The following is a 15,578-nucleotide window of genomic DNA, read 5'->3' as shown; positions in this document are numbered from 1 at the left end:
TTCTCCGCGGCCTCGCGCAGCCGCTGGAGGGCCATCTTGTCCTTGGCCAGGTCCACGCCGTGGCCGGACTGGAACTGCTTGACCAGGTAGTCGACGATGCGCTGGTCCCAGTCGTCGCCACCGAGGTGGTTGTCGCCGTTGGTGGCCTTCACCTCGACAACGCCGTCGCCGATCTCCAGCAGCGAGACGTCGAAGGTGCCGCCGCCGAGGTCGAAGACCAGGATGGTCTGGTCGTCCTTGTCCAGGCCGTAGGCGAGCGCGGCCGCGGTGGGCTCGTTGACGATGCGCAGGACGTTGAGGCCCGCGATCTCACCGGCCTCCTTGGTGGCCTGGCGCTCGGAGTCGTTGAAGTACGCCGGGACGGTGATCACCGCGTCGGTGACCTTCTCGCCCAGGTACGACTCGGCGTCCCGCTTCAGCTTCTGCAGGATGAACGCCGAGATCTGCTGCGGCGTGAAGTCCTTGCTGTCGATACCGATCTTCCAGTCGGTACCCATGTGACGCTTGACGGAGCGGATGGTCCGCTCCACGTTCGTCACCGCCTGCCGCTTGGCGACCTCACCGACGAGCACCTCGCCGTTCTTGGCGAAGGCGACGACGGACGGCGTGGTCCTGGCGCCCTCGGCGTTGGTGATGACGGTGGGCTCACCGCCTTCAAGAACACTGACGACGGAGTTCGTCGTGCCCAGGTCGATGCCGACCGCACGTGCCATGGTGGAATCCTCCAGCTACTTGAGTGGAACTGACTCAAGAGTGCCGGACACCCAGGCGGGTGTCAACAGACATGAGTCGGCCGGACTCAAGTCTTCTGCGAATAAGCGGCGCATAAGGATCGTCCACCCGGCGTCCCCAGCGACACAGATCACCGAGTGAGCGACTGTATGACCCCGCACAGAACGGGTAATCTCGGAAGACCACTTAAGTTACTGCTTAGTAATCACCCTTTATCGACCCCGCTCTCGCAGGCCCGAGGAGCCCTCATGCAACTCGCCGCGATCGTCGTTTCGCTGGTGCTAGCCGCGGTCGGCGTTGCGCTGTTCGCCCGAGCCATCGCGCAGATCATCCGCTTCGTACGGCTCGGTCAGCCCGTGCCCGCCGGCACCCGGACCGACGACCCGAAGCAACGGACCGTCACGGTGGCCAAGGAGTTCCTCGGCCACACCCGTATGAACCGCTGGGGCGCGGTCGGCGTCGCGCACTGGTTCGTGGCCGTCGGCTTCTTCACGCTGGTCCTGACCATCGTCAACGCCTTCGGTCAGCTGTTCCAGGCCGACTGGGTGCTGCCGATCATCGGTGACTGGCTGCCGTACGAGATCTTCGTCGAGTTCATCGGCACCACCACGACACTGGGCATCCTGGCCCTGATCATCATCCGGCAGATCAGCAAGCCGAACCGCCCGGGCCGCAAGTCCCGCTTCGCGGGCTCCAACTTCGGCCAGGCGTACTTCGTCGAGGCCGTCATCCTCATCATCGGCATCTGCATCATGACGCTGCGCGCCCTGGAGGGCGCGCTGCACCACGTGGACGGCTACCAGGCCGCGTACTTCGTCTCGTACCCGCTGGCCGCCGCCCTCAAGGGCCTGAGCCTGAGCACGCTGCAGAACGTGACCTACCTGGTCGCGATGGTCAAGATCGCCACCTCCTTCATCTGGATGATCACGGTCTCCCTCAAGACCGACATGGGTGTGGCCTGGCACCGCTTCCTCGCCTTCCCCAACATCTGGTTCAAGCGCGAGTCCAGCGGTGACGTGGCCCTGGGCGCGCTGCAGCCGATGGCCTCCGGCGGCAAGCCGATCGACTTCGAGGATCCGGGCGAGGACGACCAGTTCGGCGTCTCCCAGGTCGAGCACTTCTCCTGGAAGGGCATCCTCGACTTCTCCACCTGCACCGAGTGCGGCCGCTGCCAGTCGCAGTGCCCGGCGTGGAACACCGGCAAGCCGCTCTCCCCCAAGCTCCTGATCATGTCGCTGCGCGACCACTCGCACGCCAAGGCGCCCTACCTGCTGGCAGGCGGCGGCAAGAACGCGGAGGGCGAGGAGAAGGCCACCGCCGAGCAGCTCGCCGGTGTGCCCGCCGCCGCCCTCGCCGAGGCCGAACGCCCGCTGATCGGCACCGCCGAGGAGAACGGCGTCATCGACCCGGACGTCCTGTGGTCCTGCACCACCTGCGGCGCCTGCGTCGAGCAGTGCCCGGTGGACATCGAGCACGTCGACCACATCGTCGACATGCGCCGCTACCAGGTGATGATCGAGTCCTCGTTCCCGTCCGAGGCGGGCACGATGCTCAAGAACCTGGAGAAGAAGGGCAACCCCTGGGGCCTGCCGAAGAAGCAGCGGCTCGCCTGGGTCAAGGAAGTCGACTTCGAGGTGCCGATCGTCGGCGAGGACGTGGAGGACCTCACCGAGGTCGAGTACCTGTACTGGGTCGGCTGCGCCGGCGCGCTGGAGGACCGGGCCAAGAAGACCACCAAGGCCTTCGCAGAGCTGCTGAACATCGCGGGCGTCAAGTTCGCGATCATGGGCGGCGAGGAGAACTGCACCGGTGACTCCGCCCGCCGCCTGGGCAACGAGTTCCTGTTCCAGCAGCTCGGTGCCGAGAACGTGGCGATGCTGAACATGGCGTTCGGCGAGGACGACGAGGACCCGGCGACCAAGAAGCCGAAGTCCAAGAAGAAGATCGTCGCGACCTGCCCGCACTGCTTCAACACCATCGCCAACGAGTACCCGCAGCTCGGCGGCGAGTACGAGGTCATCCACCACACCCAGTTGCTGCAACACCTCGTGGACGAGGGCAAGTTGGTGCCGGTCACCCCGGTCGAGGGCATCATCACGTACCACGACCCGTGCTACCTCGGCCGCCACAACAAGGTCTACACGCCGCCGCGCGAGATCATCGCCAAGGTGCCGGGCCTGCGCAACGAGGAGATGCACCGCCACAAGGAGCGCGGCTTCTGCTGTGGCGCGGGCGGCGCGCGGATGTGGATGGAGGAGCGGATCGGCAAGCGCATCAACAACGAGCGCGTCGACGAGGCGCTGTCGCTCAACCCCGACATCGTCTCCACCGCCTGCCCGTTCTGCCTGGTCATGCTGACCGACTCGGTCAACGGCAAGAAGAACGACGGCAAGGCCAAGGAGTCCGTCCAGGTGGTGGACGTGGCCCAGCTGCTGCTCGACTCGGTGAAGGCCCCGGCGGACCCGCCCGCCGGTGACCCGCAGTCCACCAAGCAGCCGGAGCCCGAACCGGCCAAGTAGCACTCCGCGAGGCCGACACGGCCGGGACCGCGTTAACTGGCGGTCCCGGCCGTTGTCTTGGCGGCACTCGGCCGCCTGCCCTGACTTGTCACAGCTTGGTAGTAAACCCCGGCCGAAAACGGGGGACGGGACACGCCCGACGCCGCGAACGGGTACGTTCGGGAGCGTGGCAGGATTCAGGATCGGACGCGGACGTAGCCAGGCCGAGGCCCAGCGGCCCCGTCCCACGCAGCAGAACGGCGGTTACCCGCCGCCCCCGCACCAGCAGCCAACCCAGACCGCGTACCGGCCTGACATGCCCCCGTCCGGCCAGCCGGAGTACTTCGGTGACACGCGCACGTCGTTCGGCAGGCCCTCCGGGTACGACGACGCCCCCGGACACACCCAGTCGTTCGCCATCGGCGAGGCCCCGGACGCGTACGGCCAGGGCAGCCCGTACCAGCAGTACGACGGCGGACAGTACGGTTCCGGCCAGTACGACGACGGGTACGTCGCCACCTACCGCGCGGGCCAGGCGAGTACCCCGCCCGCCGGACCCCGGCTGCACTGGAAGGAACTGCTCAGCGGCATAGCGCTGCGCCCCGGCCAGACCTTCTGGCAGATGCGCGACTACCAGGTGTGGGGCCCGGCGCTGATCGTCACGTTCGTCTACGGCCTGCTGGCCGTCTTCGGCTTCGACACCGCGCGCAAGGACGTCCTCAACTCCGCCTTCTCCAACAGCATCCCGTGGGTGCTGAGCACCGCGGTCGCGGTGGTGCTGAGCGGCCTGATGATGGGCGCGGTCACCCATGCGCTGGCCCGGCAGTTCGGCGGGGACGGCGGCTGGGCGCCGACCATCGGCCTGTCCATGCTGATCACCTCGCTCACCGACGCCCCGCGGCTGCTGTTCGCCATCTTCCTCGGCGGCGGCAACGGCCTTGTCCAGGTGCTGGGTTGGGCGACCTGGCTGGCCTGCGGGGCACTGCTCACCTCGATGGTGAGCAAGTCCCACGACCTGCCCTGGCAGAAGGCGTTGGGGTCCGCGTCGATCCAACTCATCGCACTGTTGGTGCTGTTCAAGCTGCCGACGCTGTAGCGCCTCCGCCGGTACGCGCGGTACGGGTCAGGCGTCGAGCACCTGGCCCTTACGGCGCACGACGGGTCAGGCGTCGAGCACCTGGCCCTTACGGCGCACGACAGGCGGCTGCACGCTCCACGGGAAGTTGATCCACCGGTCGGTGCGCTTCCACACGTACTCGCACTTCACCAGCGACTGCGGCTTCTCGTAGATCACCGCGCACCGTACGTCCGCGACGTGGCCGGCGCAGAAGTCGTGCACCAGCTCCAGGGTGCGCCCGGTGTCGGCCACGTCATCGGCGACCAGCACCTTCTTCCGGCTGAGGTCGACCACGTTGGGCACCGGCGGCAGCATGACGGGCATGTCGAGCGTGCTGCCCACCCCGTCGTAGAACTCGACGTTCATCACATGGAGGTTCTTGACCCCCAGCGCGTAGCCCAGCGCGCCCGCGACGAACAGCCCGCCGCGCGCGATCGAAAGGATGATGTCCGGCTCGAACCCGTCGTCCGCGACGGTCTGCGCCAGCTCGCGCACCGCCTCGCCGAACAGGGGGTAGGTCAGGTTCTCCCGCTCCTGCGTCACGTCGGTCACACCTGCGTCCGGTGGAAGTTCAGATACGACCGGGACGGCGTCGGGCCGCGCTGCCCCTGGTAGCGGGAGCCGTACCGGCCGGAACCGTAGGGGAACTCGGCGGCCGAGGTCAGCCGGAACATGCACAGCTGCCCGATCTTCATCCCCGGCCAGAGCTTGATCGGCAGTGTGGCGACGTTGGACAGCTCCAGCGTCACGTGCCCGGAGAAGCCCGGGTCGATGAACCCGGCCGTCGAGTGGGTCAGCAACCCGAGCCGTCCCAGCGAGCTCTTGCCCTCCAGCCGCGAGGCGACGTCCTCGGGCAGGCTGATCACCTCGTACGTCGAGGCCAGCACGAACTCCCCCGGGTGCAGGATGAACGCGTCATCCCCTTCCGGTTCGACCAGCCGCGTCAGGTCGGGCTGTTCGACCGCCGGGTCGATGTGCGGGTAGCGGTGGTTCTCGAACACCCGGAAGAACCGGTCGAGCCTCACGTCAATGCTCGACGGCTGGATCATGGACTCGTCGTACGGGTCGATGCGCACCCGCCCGGCGTCGATCTCGGCCCGGATGTCCTTGTCTGAGAGAAGCACGCCACGAGGATACGTGGAGAACCGGACCTCCGGGGTCCGGCCCGTCCAGGGCCGGACCCCGGGCCTGGTCAGCGCGCCTGCCGAACCGTTTCGACAGGTACCGCGTGCCGCAGCCGCGCACAGCGCGGACACCGGATCAACCGCCCCGGACCAAGCCGGTCGGCGCCCAGGTTCTGCAGCGGGAACGTAGTGGTGCTGAACTGGTGCCCATCGGCACAACGAACGACGGTGCGCTCCATCGCTCCCCTTCTTTTCCCCACGGACTCGCCCTGCCGCCCAACCGCGGCAGCGGACGAAAGCCACATTAGGGGATGAACACCCCGCACCTCACGCGGCACTCCGGCCCCTCACCGTACCGCCCCAACCCCCTTACCCCACACGACAAAACCCCCGGGGCAAATGCACCAGGGGCCAACGATGGGGTACAGTGAGCGACGACGAGCCGCCCCATGAGGGCGACTTACGCGGGTGTAGTTTAATGGTAGAACATGAGCTTCCCAAGCTCAGAGCGCGGGTTCGATTCCCGTCACCCGCTCCATGATGAAGACCCAGGTCAGAGACCTGGGTCTTATTTGTTGTCTAGACCAGTTTGGGGCTGCGTGCCATTCGCGTGCCATAAGGGCCCGATTATCACTCGGAATTGCTCGCCACAAGCCCTCTCAACGATGACGCACGCCCCGACGTCTCAGACGGTGAGACTCATTTTCGGTGATCTGCATCACAGGCCGAGCAGGCGAGTGGTTACGCGCAGGCGCTTCGCGCCGTGATGCGATGGCTAGTCAGACGACGATCTCCGTGATCAGCTCACGGATCCGTGACTCGATCTCGTCGCGGATCGGGCGGACAGCGCCAACGCCTTGCCCGGCCGGGTCGTCGAGCTGCCAGTCGAGGTACCGCTTGCCATGGAAGACCGGGCAGGTGTCGCCGCAGCCCATGGTGATGACCACGTCGGATGCTTGTACGGCCTCGGTAGTGAGGATCTTGGGGGTCTCGGCGGAGATGTCGATGCCGACCTCCTTCATCGCCTCGACGACGGCCGAGTTGACGCTCTCGGCCGGGGCAGAACCAGCCGAGCGGACCTCGACCTTCTCGCCAGCGAGGTGGGTGAGGAACGCGGCGGCCATCTGCGAGCGGCCAGCGTTGTGAACGCACACGAAAAGCACCGACGGGCGCGGGGAGAGAGTGCTCACGGCAGAGGTCTTCCTAGGTGGCGGATCAACGGGCAGTGAGGGCGGCTAGTTCAGCCTCGCCGTGAGGAGCGACGATGTCGGCCTCGGCCACAGACGGGCGGCCGAACAACAGGGAGACAAGGCCCAAGCCGACTGCGGCACCAACGAGTTGGGCGGCGATGAACGGCTCGACGGAGCCCGGGGCGATCCCGGCGAAGGTGTCGGTGAACGCACGGCCGATGGTCACCGCCGGATTCGCGAACGAAGTGGAGGAGGTGAACCAGTACGCGGCCCCGATGAAGGAAGCCACCGCGACCGGCGCGGCGTGGGCGCGGCCGGTGCGAGCCAGGCCGAAGATGAGCAGGACCAGTCCGGCGGTCGCGACGACCTCGCCGAGCCACAGGTGACCGGCGAAGCGGTCATGGGTGGACCACTTCACCAACGGCTCGGCGAACATCGCATTCGCCAGGACAGCCCCGCCGATCGCCCCGGCGATCTGAGCAGGCACATACGCGGCTACCTCACGCACGGTCAGCCCATCGCCGCTCCGGCGGCCGGTCAGCCAGGCCGCGAGGGAGACGACGGGGTTGAAATGGGCACCGGAGACCGGGCCGAGCAGGACGATCAGCACGCCCAGGCCGAAGACGGTGGCGATCGAGTTGGCCAGCAGCTGCACCCCGACGTCCCTCGACAGCTCGGTGGCCTGGATACCGGAGCCGACCACCACGGCGACCAGCGCCGCCGTCCCGACGAACTCGGCGGCAGCCCGACGCCCGAGCGCGGGGGCAGTCACGTGGTCGCTCCGGCGGACAGCGGGGCTCGCAGCACCGAAGCCAGCCGGTCCAATGCGGCAGGCAGCGCCCAGTAGTAGACCCAGGTCCCGCGCCGTTCACAGTCGATAAGACCGGCCTGCCGCAGCAGCTTGAGGTGATGGGAGATCGTCGGCTGGGACAGCTCGAACGCGGGCGTCATCTCGCACACGCAGACCTCGCCACCGTCCCGGGAGGCGATCATCGACAGCAGCCGCAGTCGCACCGGATCTCCCAGGGCCTTGAACACCTTCGCCAGGTCGACAGCCTGCTCCGCGTCCAGCGGCGCAGACGTCAGCCCAGGGCAGCAGCCACCGGTCTGGTCAACCACCTCAAGCTCTTGCTTCGACATGCTTCTATCTTGACGTTCTTCGATCCATGGCGCAAGGTTGAATCAATAAACATCAATACAGCCGGTTCATCGACGTGACGAGAGAGGCCCGATCATGACCGAGCACTCCGCCGACCTGCGGGAGACCGTCCGCCAGCGCTATGCGGCAACCGCCATCCAGGTCACCCAGGGCGGCAGCGCGTGTTGCGGGCCGCAGGCCATCGAGATCGACGAGAACTTCGGCTCCACCCTCTACGCGGCCACCGAGCGCGACGAACTGCCCGCCGAGGCGGTTGCCGCCTCCCTCGGCTGCGGCAACCCCACCGCCGTCGCCGACCTCCACGAAGGCGAACGCGTCGTCGACCTCGGCTCGGGCGGAGGCATCGACGTCCTGCTCTCCGCTCGCCGTGTCGGCCCCACCGGCAAGGCGTACGGCCTGGACATGACCGAGGAGATGCTCGCCCTCGCCCTAGCCAACGCCAAGAAAGTCGGTGCGACCAACGTCGAGTTCCTCAAGGGCACCATCGAAGCCATCCCGCTGCCCGCGAACACCATCGACGTCGTGATCTCAAACTGCGTGATCAACCTGTCCACCGATAAGCCCGCCGTATTCGCAGAAACCTTCCGCATCTTGGTCCCCGGCGGCCGGATCGGTGTCTCCGATGTCGTCGCCGACGACGGCCTCACCCCCGAACAGCGGGCCGAGCGCGGCGACTACGTTGGCTGCATCGCTGGTGCCCTGTCCTTCACCGAGTACCGCGAGGGCCTGGAGGCCGCGGGCTTCATCAACGTCGAGATCACCCCGAGCCACCAGGTGGCGGACGGCATGCACTCCGCCATCGTCCGAGCCACCAAGCCCACCGCAGACCTCGAACAGACCCTGGCAGCAGACAATGAGCCCTCGGCCAGCGTCTGCTGCGGCGTCAGTGCTTGTGGCACACCGGCAGAACAGGCCGTCAATCCGACAACCACCATTGCGGATGCCAAGACCGCATCCGGCTGCGGTTGCCAGAACTGACCTACCCACAGGGCTTGAGGTCACAGGGGTTTCAATGTCAGTGGTGCCCGTCACACTACTCACATGAACCCAGGCGGAGCCCTATTCAGTAACGGCGATCTTGCCCACACCCTAAACCACCAGCTCGGCAAGATCGCGAATGCGGTCGCCGGGGTGAACGAGGACGATCTGCTGTCCTCACCGGAAAGCGATACCTGCCGACAGATTGAACAGCAGTTCCGCATGGAACCCATCGTTCTCGAGCGAGGCGGAATGATCATCGAGCCGATCGAGGATGGGTTCGCGACCGTTGATCAGTTCGGTAGGTCTGTCCGGATGCGGCAGACAGCCCTGACCGTCTCAGTCCCATACACCGGAGACCGCATCCTGCTGACGCTCAAGCCAAGCACCTTCACCTTCAACCCGCCCCGAGCAACTGTGCGAGAAGGCGAGCTACTGATCCACTGGACCGGCCCGCTAAACCCCGACCCAGACCTCGTCAAGCAGAGCCTGAATAGTCAACTCGACACCATCCAGCAGTGGCTGGACTGGAGCACTGTCCAGGTCATGGGCTACAACTCGGCCGCAGCACAGCAGATCGCGGCCGAAGTGCGGAGCCGCAAAGCACGAGTGCTGGCCAACCGGAACCTCCAGGCATCACTCGGCTTCCCGATGCGCAAGCGGCCCGATGCCGCCACCTACGCGGTTCCGATCACCCGCAGGGAGATCGTTCCCCGTCACCCAACGCCGAATTTCGAGCCCTTCCGGCCGGAGCCAGCCCTAGACGAAGCCCAATACGAGGCAGCTCTTGAAGTGCTGAGGAACCAGCGCAACGCACTCGAAAGGTCCCCGTCGACGGCCGCCAAGCTTGGCGAGGAACAGATCCGGGACATCCTCCTGATCGGGCTGAACAGTCAGTTCGAGGGTCGGGCTGCCGGGGAGGTCTTCAATGGCAAGGGGAAGACCGACATCCTCATCCGTGAGGGTGACCGCCACATCTTCATCGGTGAATGCAAGATCTGGAGGGGGCCGAAGACGATCACGGACACGCTCGGTCAGCTGCTCGGCTACCTGGTGTGGCGCGACACGAAAGCCGCCCTGTTGCTGTTCATCCGCTCAGGGGTGCCGAGCGACATCATCGGCAAGGCTGTCAACAAGATCCGAGAACATCCGAACTACAAGCGGGACGGGCGGTTCGCAACGGACGAACGGCACGACTTCGTGTTCTGTGGGAACGCTGACCCGAACCGGGAGATCCAACTCGCCTTCCTCCCATTCCACCTGCCCGCGAAGACGGCTACAGCTGATCGAGCCGCAGCTGATGGGCCAGCAGCTGCCGCCCATCCCATCTCGGTGTCGTGACAACAAGAGCCCACTCCCACCTGGTGGTGTGGGCGGCCTGGCGGTCGCGTCGCGGGCCAACGCGACGCGACCGCCGGTTCGATCAACCTCTCAGGCCGAAGGATTCGGGAGCGGATCACATCTCCCGGATGACCAGCCCTTCGGCGTCGCGTTGGCGTGGGAGGAGGGGATGGACGGTCGCACCCTCGCCGTTGTTCTCTGCGGCCTTCGCCTGCTGGCGGCGTACGTCGGCATCGATGTCAGCGGCGAGCTTGCGCTGGTGCTCCTTGGTGGAGTGCTGATAGATCAGCTGCGCCTTCTCAGACGACTGGCCAGCGCGGACCATGAGGTCCTTCAACTTGGCGCCGGTGTCGGCAGCGAGGGTGTTGCCGGTGTGCCGTAGGTCGTAGAAGCGAAAGTGCTTGGGCAGCCCGACCTTTTCGCGGGCCTTGCGCCACTTGCGGCCGAAGGTGGTGCCGCGCAGTGCCGCCCCCTTCTCTCCGACGAACACCAGCCCGTCGGGCCCCGGCTGGGCGAACCACTCCAGGTGCCGCCGTACGTCGACGTGGATGAAGGCCGGGAGCACGATCTCCCGCTTGCCCGCACGGGACTTGGGGTCGCCGACCACCCGGCGACCTGTGTTCAGCTCGGGCGCGGCCCGGCGCACCCACACCGATCCGGCATCGAGGTCGACATCCCCTCGGCGTAGCTCGGCCAGTTCCTCCGGGCGCATCGAGGCGAACGCGCCGAGCAGGACCATCAGTCGCCAGCGCAATCCGATCACATCGGCCAGGGCGAAGACCTGAGCGACCGAGGCGACGGGGCGCTCGCCCGCGTCCTCCCGGCCCGCGCCTCGGATCCGGCAGGGGTTCTTGCGGATCATGTCGTCCTCGACCGCGGTCTCCAAGATGGCCTTCAGCAGCCGGTAGGACTTGGCGACCGTGGTCGCCCCCGTGGCTTGCAGGCGCTCAGCGCGCCAAGTCCTCACCCGAGACGGGCTGATGGCATTCACGTACAGCGAGCCGAACGTCGGCTCCAAGTGCAGCCGCAGCAGCCTGCGGTAGAGCTCGCCCGTGGTCGGCGCGACACCCCGTTCGTCGACCCAGCGCGTGGCGTACTCGCTGAACAGCACCTCGCCAGCGGTCGGATCGATCCAATCGCCCCGCGTCTGGTCGGCTTGGATCTGCGCAAGGAAAACCTCGGCGTCGCGCTTCGTCTCGTACGTATCCGGGGCCGCGCGCAGCGCGCCGTCCGTGCCGGGATAGCGGGCTTGATACCTGCCGGAGGGCAGCTTGCGGATCGCGCCGAAGCTGCGGCGCGGTGCCCTCTTCTTCGGACGGGCCATCAGGCAGCCCTCCCGTATCGCGAGCGGATGCTGCGAACGGGCTCGACCGTGCGCTCCTCTACATACGCGGCCAGAACGCCCTCGGCGATGCGGACATGCTTGCCGAGCTTGACGTAGCGGATGCGGCGCTCGTGGACGAGGCGGCGGATGAAGCGCACGCCGGTACCGAGGCGTTCGGCTGCCTCGTTCACGGTGAGCAGGCGGTCAGCGGTAGTCACCTCCTTCCTGGAACGCTGGGTCTGCGTGGAGGCAGGGGGTATTGCCGGTTGGCGCACGGGGGTCCTCTTCTGGCTGGCGTGGGGCGGCAACCCCGGCCTGGCCGGTTGATCTTGTGGGATGAATGCGGTGAGCGCTGTCCGATCCCTGGGGGTTTGCGAGCCCAGGTCGGTTGTTGAGCGGAGCTACGTGTCGGAGGGGGCGTCGTCTGCGGTGCCGGTGGCCTCGACGGGCGGAGACCCGTGCATCCGCAGCATTTGCTCGTTGGCCGCCTTGGCGATGGCGTTGGAGACCATGACCTCGGCTTCCTCGCGGATGTCGGGGTGCCCTGCCATGTAGTCGTCGAAGGCGTCGCGTGCCTGTGTGAAGGCGGCGTTGGCGCGCTGGGTCCCTCTGAACGCCTCGACGACATCGTCGATCAGCTCCATGGCGCGGGCCTTGGCAGCGAGCTGCGGAGGCCCAATGAAGTTTCTGAGGTCAAGGCCGAAGACCTCGGCGAATCCGATGGCCTCATCGAGGTTGATGCGGCGTTTGCGGTTCTCGATGCGCCATACCGCGGATGGGTTCATGTCGTACCCGGCCTCGTTGAGGTGCTCGGACAGGGTGCTGGTGCTCCATCCGCGCTTGTCGCGTTCGAGCTTGATCCGTACAGCTGCGTTCTCCTCGCCGCTGAGCAGGACCCCTTCCGGGCTCTCGTCGTCAGTCATCATCCACTCCTCCCTTCGCATCGCAGGACGCCGCTGCCGATCGCAGCGGAGCTAAAACCGTAGCACAGCTTCTGCGATTCGCAGAGGTCTAATGCAATCCGCACGGAGAGTGGTCGACCGGAAGCGCTCTGCACATAGCATAGGCACATTGCATTTCGCATAGCGCGTGGCATACTGGTAGCCCCCCACCACCAGCCGGTGACGGGTGGACCACGCAGAAAACCCCTCGGCGCACCGCACCGAGGGGTTCAAAGCGCAAACCTCTAACCGCCATCCCTAGCGATCAACCTGCCTGGCCGGGATTGCCGTCCCATATGGCCTGCAGGAGAGGAGCTCGATGCACCAGGGTAGCCCCCTGCCCTCAAACGCGCCATCCTCCACCGAACTGGACCGCGTGCCGCCGCCAGTGGCCATGTCGCACATCCAGTTCGACATCGAGGCTGAGTGCGCGGTCCTCGGCGCCTGTATGCACAGCGCCGACGCGATCGACGCAGTCCGGCCCGTGCTTGGTGACGCCGCGTTCTACCGGCCCGCCCACGAGACGATCTGGCGGGCCCTGCTCGCCCAGCGCGGCGAGGGCAAGCCCACCGACCCGATCGTCCTGAGCGAGCGCCTCCAGAAGCAAGGCGACCTGCAGCGCGTCGGCGGGCGCCCCTACCTCCACCAGCTCGCCAGCCCGCTGTACGGCATCGGCAGCGCCGAGCACCACGCGGAAATCGTCCGGAAGAAGGCCGACCTGCGCCGCCTGCTCGCCACAGCCGTGCGCACCGTGCAGCACGCCCAGGAGCCAGGCGCCGACCCCGACGAGATACGCGCCCGCCTCGAAGCGGACGTCCGCGCCGAGCGAGAGCGCGCCCTGTCCTCCGGCCACGGCCGCCTGTCCCGATACGCCGTCGACGGCTGGCAGTTCATCACCGGGGCCGGCGCGGACACCGAGCCGCTGTGGGGCACCCGCGAGCAGACCGCCTGGGCATCCGGCGAGAGCCTGATGATCGTCGGCGCTCCTGGCGTCGGCAAGACCACCCTGGCCCACCAGGTCATCCTCGCCCGCCTCGGACTGACGGACAGCGTCCTGGACATGCCCGTCACCCCCAGCAGGCGGGTGCTCTACCTGGCCATGGACCGCCCCACACAGATCGCCAAAGCCATGCGGCGCCGCATCAACCCATACGACGAGGCCGCCCTGCGCGACCGGCTCGTGGTCTGGCAGGGCCCACTGCCCGCCACGCTCGACAAGGAGCCCGACCTCCTCGCCGACCTCGCCGCCGCCCACCAGGCCGACACCATCGTGATCGACAGCCTCAAGGACGCGGTGAGCACCATGGTCGACGACAGCCTCGCCGTCGCCTTCCACAACGCCCGCATGCGCGCCCTGCGCAACGGCGTCGAGATCATGGAACTGCACCACCAGCGCAAGGCCGCAGCCGACGCCCCACGCGGCCAGCGCCCCACCCTTGACCGTGTCTACGGCTCCACCTGGATCACGGCAGGAGCGGGCAGCGTCCTGTTCGTCGCCGGGGAGGCTGGCGACCTTGCGGTGACCCTTCATCACCTCAAGACGCCCACGGGTGAGATCGGCCCCCTGCAGTTGATCCACGACCACACACGGGGCACCACCAGGATCGACCCCGCGCTCGACCCTTCGGAGATCCTGCGTGCCCACCCCGGCGGCATGACCGCCCGCGACCTGGCCAGCCGCCTCAGCGGCGAGACCACGCCCAGCCGCAGCGCCATCGAGAAGGCCAGGCGAGCCCTCGACCGCCTGGTGGCGAAGGCGAAGGCCACCAAGGTCGAGGGCGCCGCAGGCGGCAGCGGAGGCGGCCAACAGGCCCGCTACTACGCCACCGCCCGCCACATCAGCGCCGTCTCCTGACCCCGCCCTCCACGAGGCTGGACCGTTCACGCGACCGTACACGCGCCCCCTTCGCGCACACGGCCCCACGCAGCGCTCACACCGTGCACGGACTCGACAAAACCGCAGGTCAGACGATCACGCGACCATGCACGCCGTACACGCGCCCAAGCGTTCACGCGCGAGCCCCCCTTTAAAGAGGGGGCTCGCGTGAACGCCCCCCTCGTGAACGCCGTGAACCCCGAATCCCCCATCCCGCACCGCACCCCCGGAGTACCACCCACATGCGCCCCGCCGCCCCGCCCGCCATACCCGGAACCGCCGCGATCCGCGCCGGCATCATCCTCCTCGGCGCCATCGGCTTCGCCCTCTCCTACGACGCACTCAGGCAGATGGCCGCCGCGGTCCACATCCGCGGACTGCTGACCTATCTGTTCCCCCTCGTGATCGACGGGTTCATCGCCATCGGCGTCGGCGCCCTCCTCATCCTGCGTACCGCACCACTGCACTCCCGCCTGTACGTGTGGGCGCTCGTCGGCATCGCCACTGCCACCAGCATCTGGGCCAACGCCCTGCACGCCATCCGCCTCAACCAGCAAGCCCCGCGCACTGGCCTGCACCTCGACAACCCCACCGTAGGAGCCCTCTCCGCCATCGCCCCACTCGCCCTCGCCGGAGCCGTCCACCTCTACCTCGTCATCCGCCGGCACCTCACCGCCAACAACGCGGTGGCAAAAGCGCCATACGCCACGTCGGCTGCCGAAGCCGCCATGCCCGAGCCGATCCACCCGGTTGTCCGAGAGAAGGCGAGCGAGGAGGCGAGCGGCGACGCGGTTGCCTCTGCCAAGGTGAGCGACGAGCCCGTACCCGAGGTGAAGGCGGCCATCGCCGTGGAGCCCATAGCCAAGGCCGTACCCCAGAGGGACAGGCGGAACAAGGGCGGGCGTAAAACCACCGTCCCTGATGACGTGCTGCTGGCAACGGCCCGTGCCCTGCGCGCCCGGACCGGCAGGGTCCCGCGCACCGCCTTGGAGGGCGCGATCCGGGACAAGGGCTACACGATCCGAAGGGAGCTCGCCCAACAGGCCGCCGACGCCGTCATGGCGGAACTCGACTCCGCCATGACCACCATCCACGCCGCATAAACGCCACACCGCCATCACCTGGTTCCGCCAACTAAGCGGCACCGCCAGCCCGCCGGAGTACGCCAACCGCCACAGCCCCCGCAGGCTCCAAGCGGAACCTCTTCCGCCACATCCCCTGCCTCCCGCAAGTAACCCACGCCGCACACGCACCCAGCGCCGCCAGCACTCCCAGGAGCCCCACCCGATGTACGACCA

At 67.3% G+C, this 15,578-nt stretch carries 15 protein-coding genes and 1 tRNA gene; 7 read left to right on the top strand and 9 right to left on the bottom strand.

The annotated features are described in order from the left end of the window. On the bottom strand, positions 1 to 713 hold a 713-nt coding region (locus O5O46_RS13235), incomplete at its 3' end, for an Hsp70 family protein (protein WP_269855556.1). Positions 714 to 980: 267 nt separating this feature from the next. On the opposite strand from O5O46_RS13235, the gene O5O46_RS13230 reads away from it, so the two are divergent. Both O5O46_RS13230 and O5O46_RS13225 read left to right on the top strand, forming a co-directional pair. After that, positions 981 to 3,251, top strand: coding sequence for a (Fe-S)-binding protein (locus O5O46_RS13230; protein WP_269855555.1), 2,271 nt, complete (start codon positions 981 to 983; stop codon positions 3,249 to 3,251). Positions 3,252 to 3,417: 166 nt separating this feature from the next. Next, complete coding sequence (locus O5O46_RS13225; protein WP_333482367.1) at positions 3,418 to 4,326, top strand: Yip1 family protein; 909 nt, start codon at positions 3,418 to 3,420, stop codon at positions 4,324 to 4,326. 66 nt (positions 4,327 to 4,392) lie between these two features. Here O5O46_RS13225 and O5O46_RS13220 read toward each other — a convergent pair whose 3' ends face one another. Together O5O46_RS13220 and dcd are read right to left on the bottom strand one after the other, a co-directional pair. Beyond that, a complete protein-coding gene (locus O5O46_RS13220) occupies positions 4,393 to 4,890 on the bottom strand; it encodes a phosphoribosyltransferase (RefSeq protein ID WP_269855583.1) in 498 nt (165 codons plus the stop codon). 5 nt (positions 4,891 to 4,895) lie between these two features. Beyond that, positions 4,896 to 5,471, bottom strand: coding sequence for a dCTP deaminase (dcd, locus tag O5O46_RS13215; RefSeq protein WP_269855553.1), 576 nt, complete (start codon positions 5,469 to 5,471; stop codon positions 4,896 to 4,898). 464 nt (positions 5,472 to 5,935) lie between these two features. On the opposite strand from dcd, the gene O5O46_RS13210 reads away from it, so the two are divergent. After that, a tRNA-Gly gene (locus tag O5O46_RS13210) sits at positions 5,936 to 6,009 on the top strand. A gap of 241 nt (positions 6,010 to 6,250) precedes the next feature. Here the strand turns inward: O5O46_RS13210 and O5O46_RS13205 are convergent. From O5O46_RS13205 to O5O46_RS13195, 3 genes are read right to left on the bottom strand one after another with little or no spacing between them, the layout of a single operon-like run. Next, positions 6,251 to 6,661, bottom strand: coding sequence for an arsenate reductase ArsC (locus O5O46_RS13205; RefSeq protein WP_269855552.1), 411 nt, complete (start codon positions 6,659 to 6,661; stop codon positions 6,251 to 6,253). A gap of 25 nt (positions 6,662 to 6,686) precedes the next feature. Further along, on the bottom strand, positions 6,687 to 7,433 hold the full coding sequence (locus O5O46_RS13200) for an aquaporin (protein WP_269855551.1): 747 nt from the start codon (positions 7,431 to 7,433) through the stop codon (positions 6,687 to 6,689). Continuing rightward, positions 7,430 to 7,801: an ArsR/SmtB family transcription factor gene (locus O5O46_RS13195; RefSeq protein WP_269855550.1), complete on the bottom strand. Its 372-nt coding sequence runs from the start codon at positions 7,799 to 7,801 to the stop codon at positions 7,430 to 7,432. Before O5O46_RS13195 ends, O5O46_RS13200 begins: the two co-directional genes overlap by 4 nt. A 94-nt stretch (positions 7,802 to 7,895) precedes the next feature. On the opposite strand from O5O46_RS13195, the gene arsM reads away from it, so the two are divergent. Together arsM and O5O46_RS13185 are read left to right on the top strand one after the other, a co-directional pair. Beyond that, complete coding sequence (arsM, locus tag O5O46_RS13190) at positions 7,896 to 8,798, top strand: arsenite methyltransferase (protein WP_269855549.1); 903 nt, start codon at positions 7,896 to 7,898, stop codon at positions 8,796 to 8,798. Between the two features lie 63 nt (positions 8,799 to 8,861). Continuing rightward, the gene (locus O5O46_RS13185) at positions 8,862 to 10,139 is read left to right on the top strand and encodes a hypothetical protein (RefSeq protein WP_269855548.1); all 1,278 of its coding nucleotides are present in this window, start codon (positions 8,862 to 8,864) and stop codon (positions 10,137 to 10,139) included. Between the two features lie 115 nt (positions 10,140 to 10,254). Here the strand turns inward: O5O46_RS13185 and O5O46_RS13180 are convergent, their stop codons facing one another. From O5O46_RS13180 to O5O46_RS13170, 3 genes are all read right to left on the bottom strand, one after another. After that, entirely contained in the window at positions 10,255 to 11,463 is a 1,209-nt protein-coding gene (locus O5O46_RS13180) for a tyrosine-type recombinase/integrase (RefSeq protein WP_269855547.1), read from the bottom strand. Continuing rightward, positions 11,463 to 11,681, bottom strand: a complete 219-nt coding sequence (locus O5O46_RS13175; RefSeq protein WP_269855546.1) for a helix-turn-helix domain-containing protein — start codon at positions 11,679 to 11,681, stop codon at positions 11,463 to 11,465. Before O5O46_RS13175 ends, O5O46_RS13180 begins: the two co-directional genes overlap by 1 nt. 183 nt (positions 11,682 to 11,864) lie before the next feature. Beyond that, entirely contained in the window at positions 11,865 to 12,389 is a 525-nt protein-coding gene (locus O5O46_RS13170) for a helix-turn-helix domain-containing protein (RefSeq protein WP_269855545.1), read from the bottom strand. Positions 12,390 to 12,723: 334 nt separating this feature from the next. Between O5O46_RS13170 and O5O46_RS13165 the strand changes: the two genes are divergently transcribed. After that, positions 12,724 to 14,259, top strand: a complete 1,536-nt coding sequence (locus O5O46_RS13165; RefSeq protein WP_269855544.1) for a DnaB-like helicase N-terminal domain-containing protein — start codon at positions 12,724 to 12,726, stop codon at positions 14,257 to 14,259. 263 nt (positions 14,260 to 14,522) lie between these two features. After that, positions 14,523 to 15,383: a DUF2637 domain-containing protein gene (locus O5O46_RS13160; protein ID WP_269855543.1), complete on the top strand. Its 861-nt coding sequence runs from the start codon at positions 14,523 to 14,525 to the stop codon at positions 15,381 to 15,383. Positions 15,384 to 15,578 lie beyond the last annotated feature (195 nt).

This window comes from Streptomyces sp. RPT161 (genome assembly GCF_027533845.1).
Taxonomy (GTDB): domain Bacteria; phylum Actinomycetota; class Actinomycetes; order Streptomycetales; family Streptomycetaceae; genus Streptantibioticus_A; species Streptantibioticus_A silvisoli_A.
Note: the sequence above shows the minus strand (reverse complement) of the source record. Positions and strands in the feature narration are given on the sequence as shown.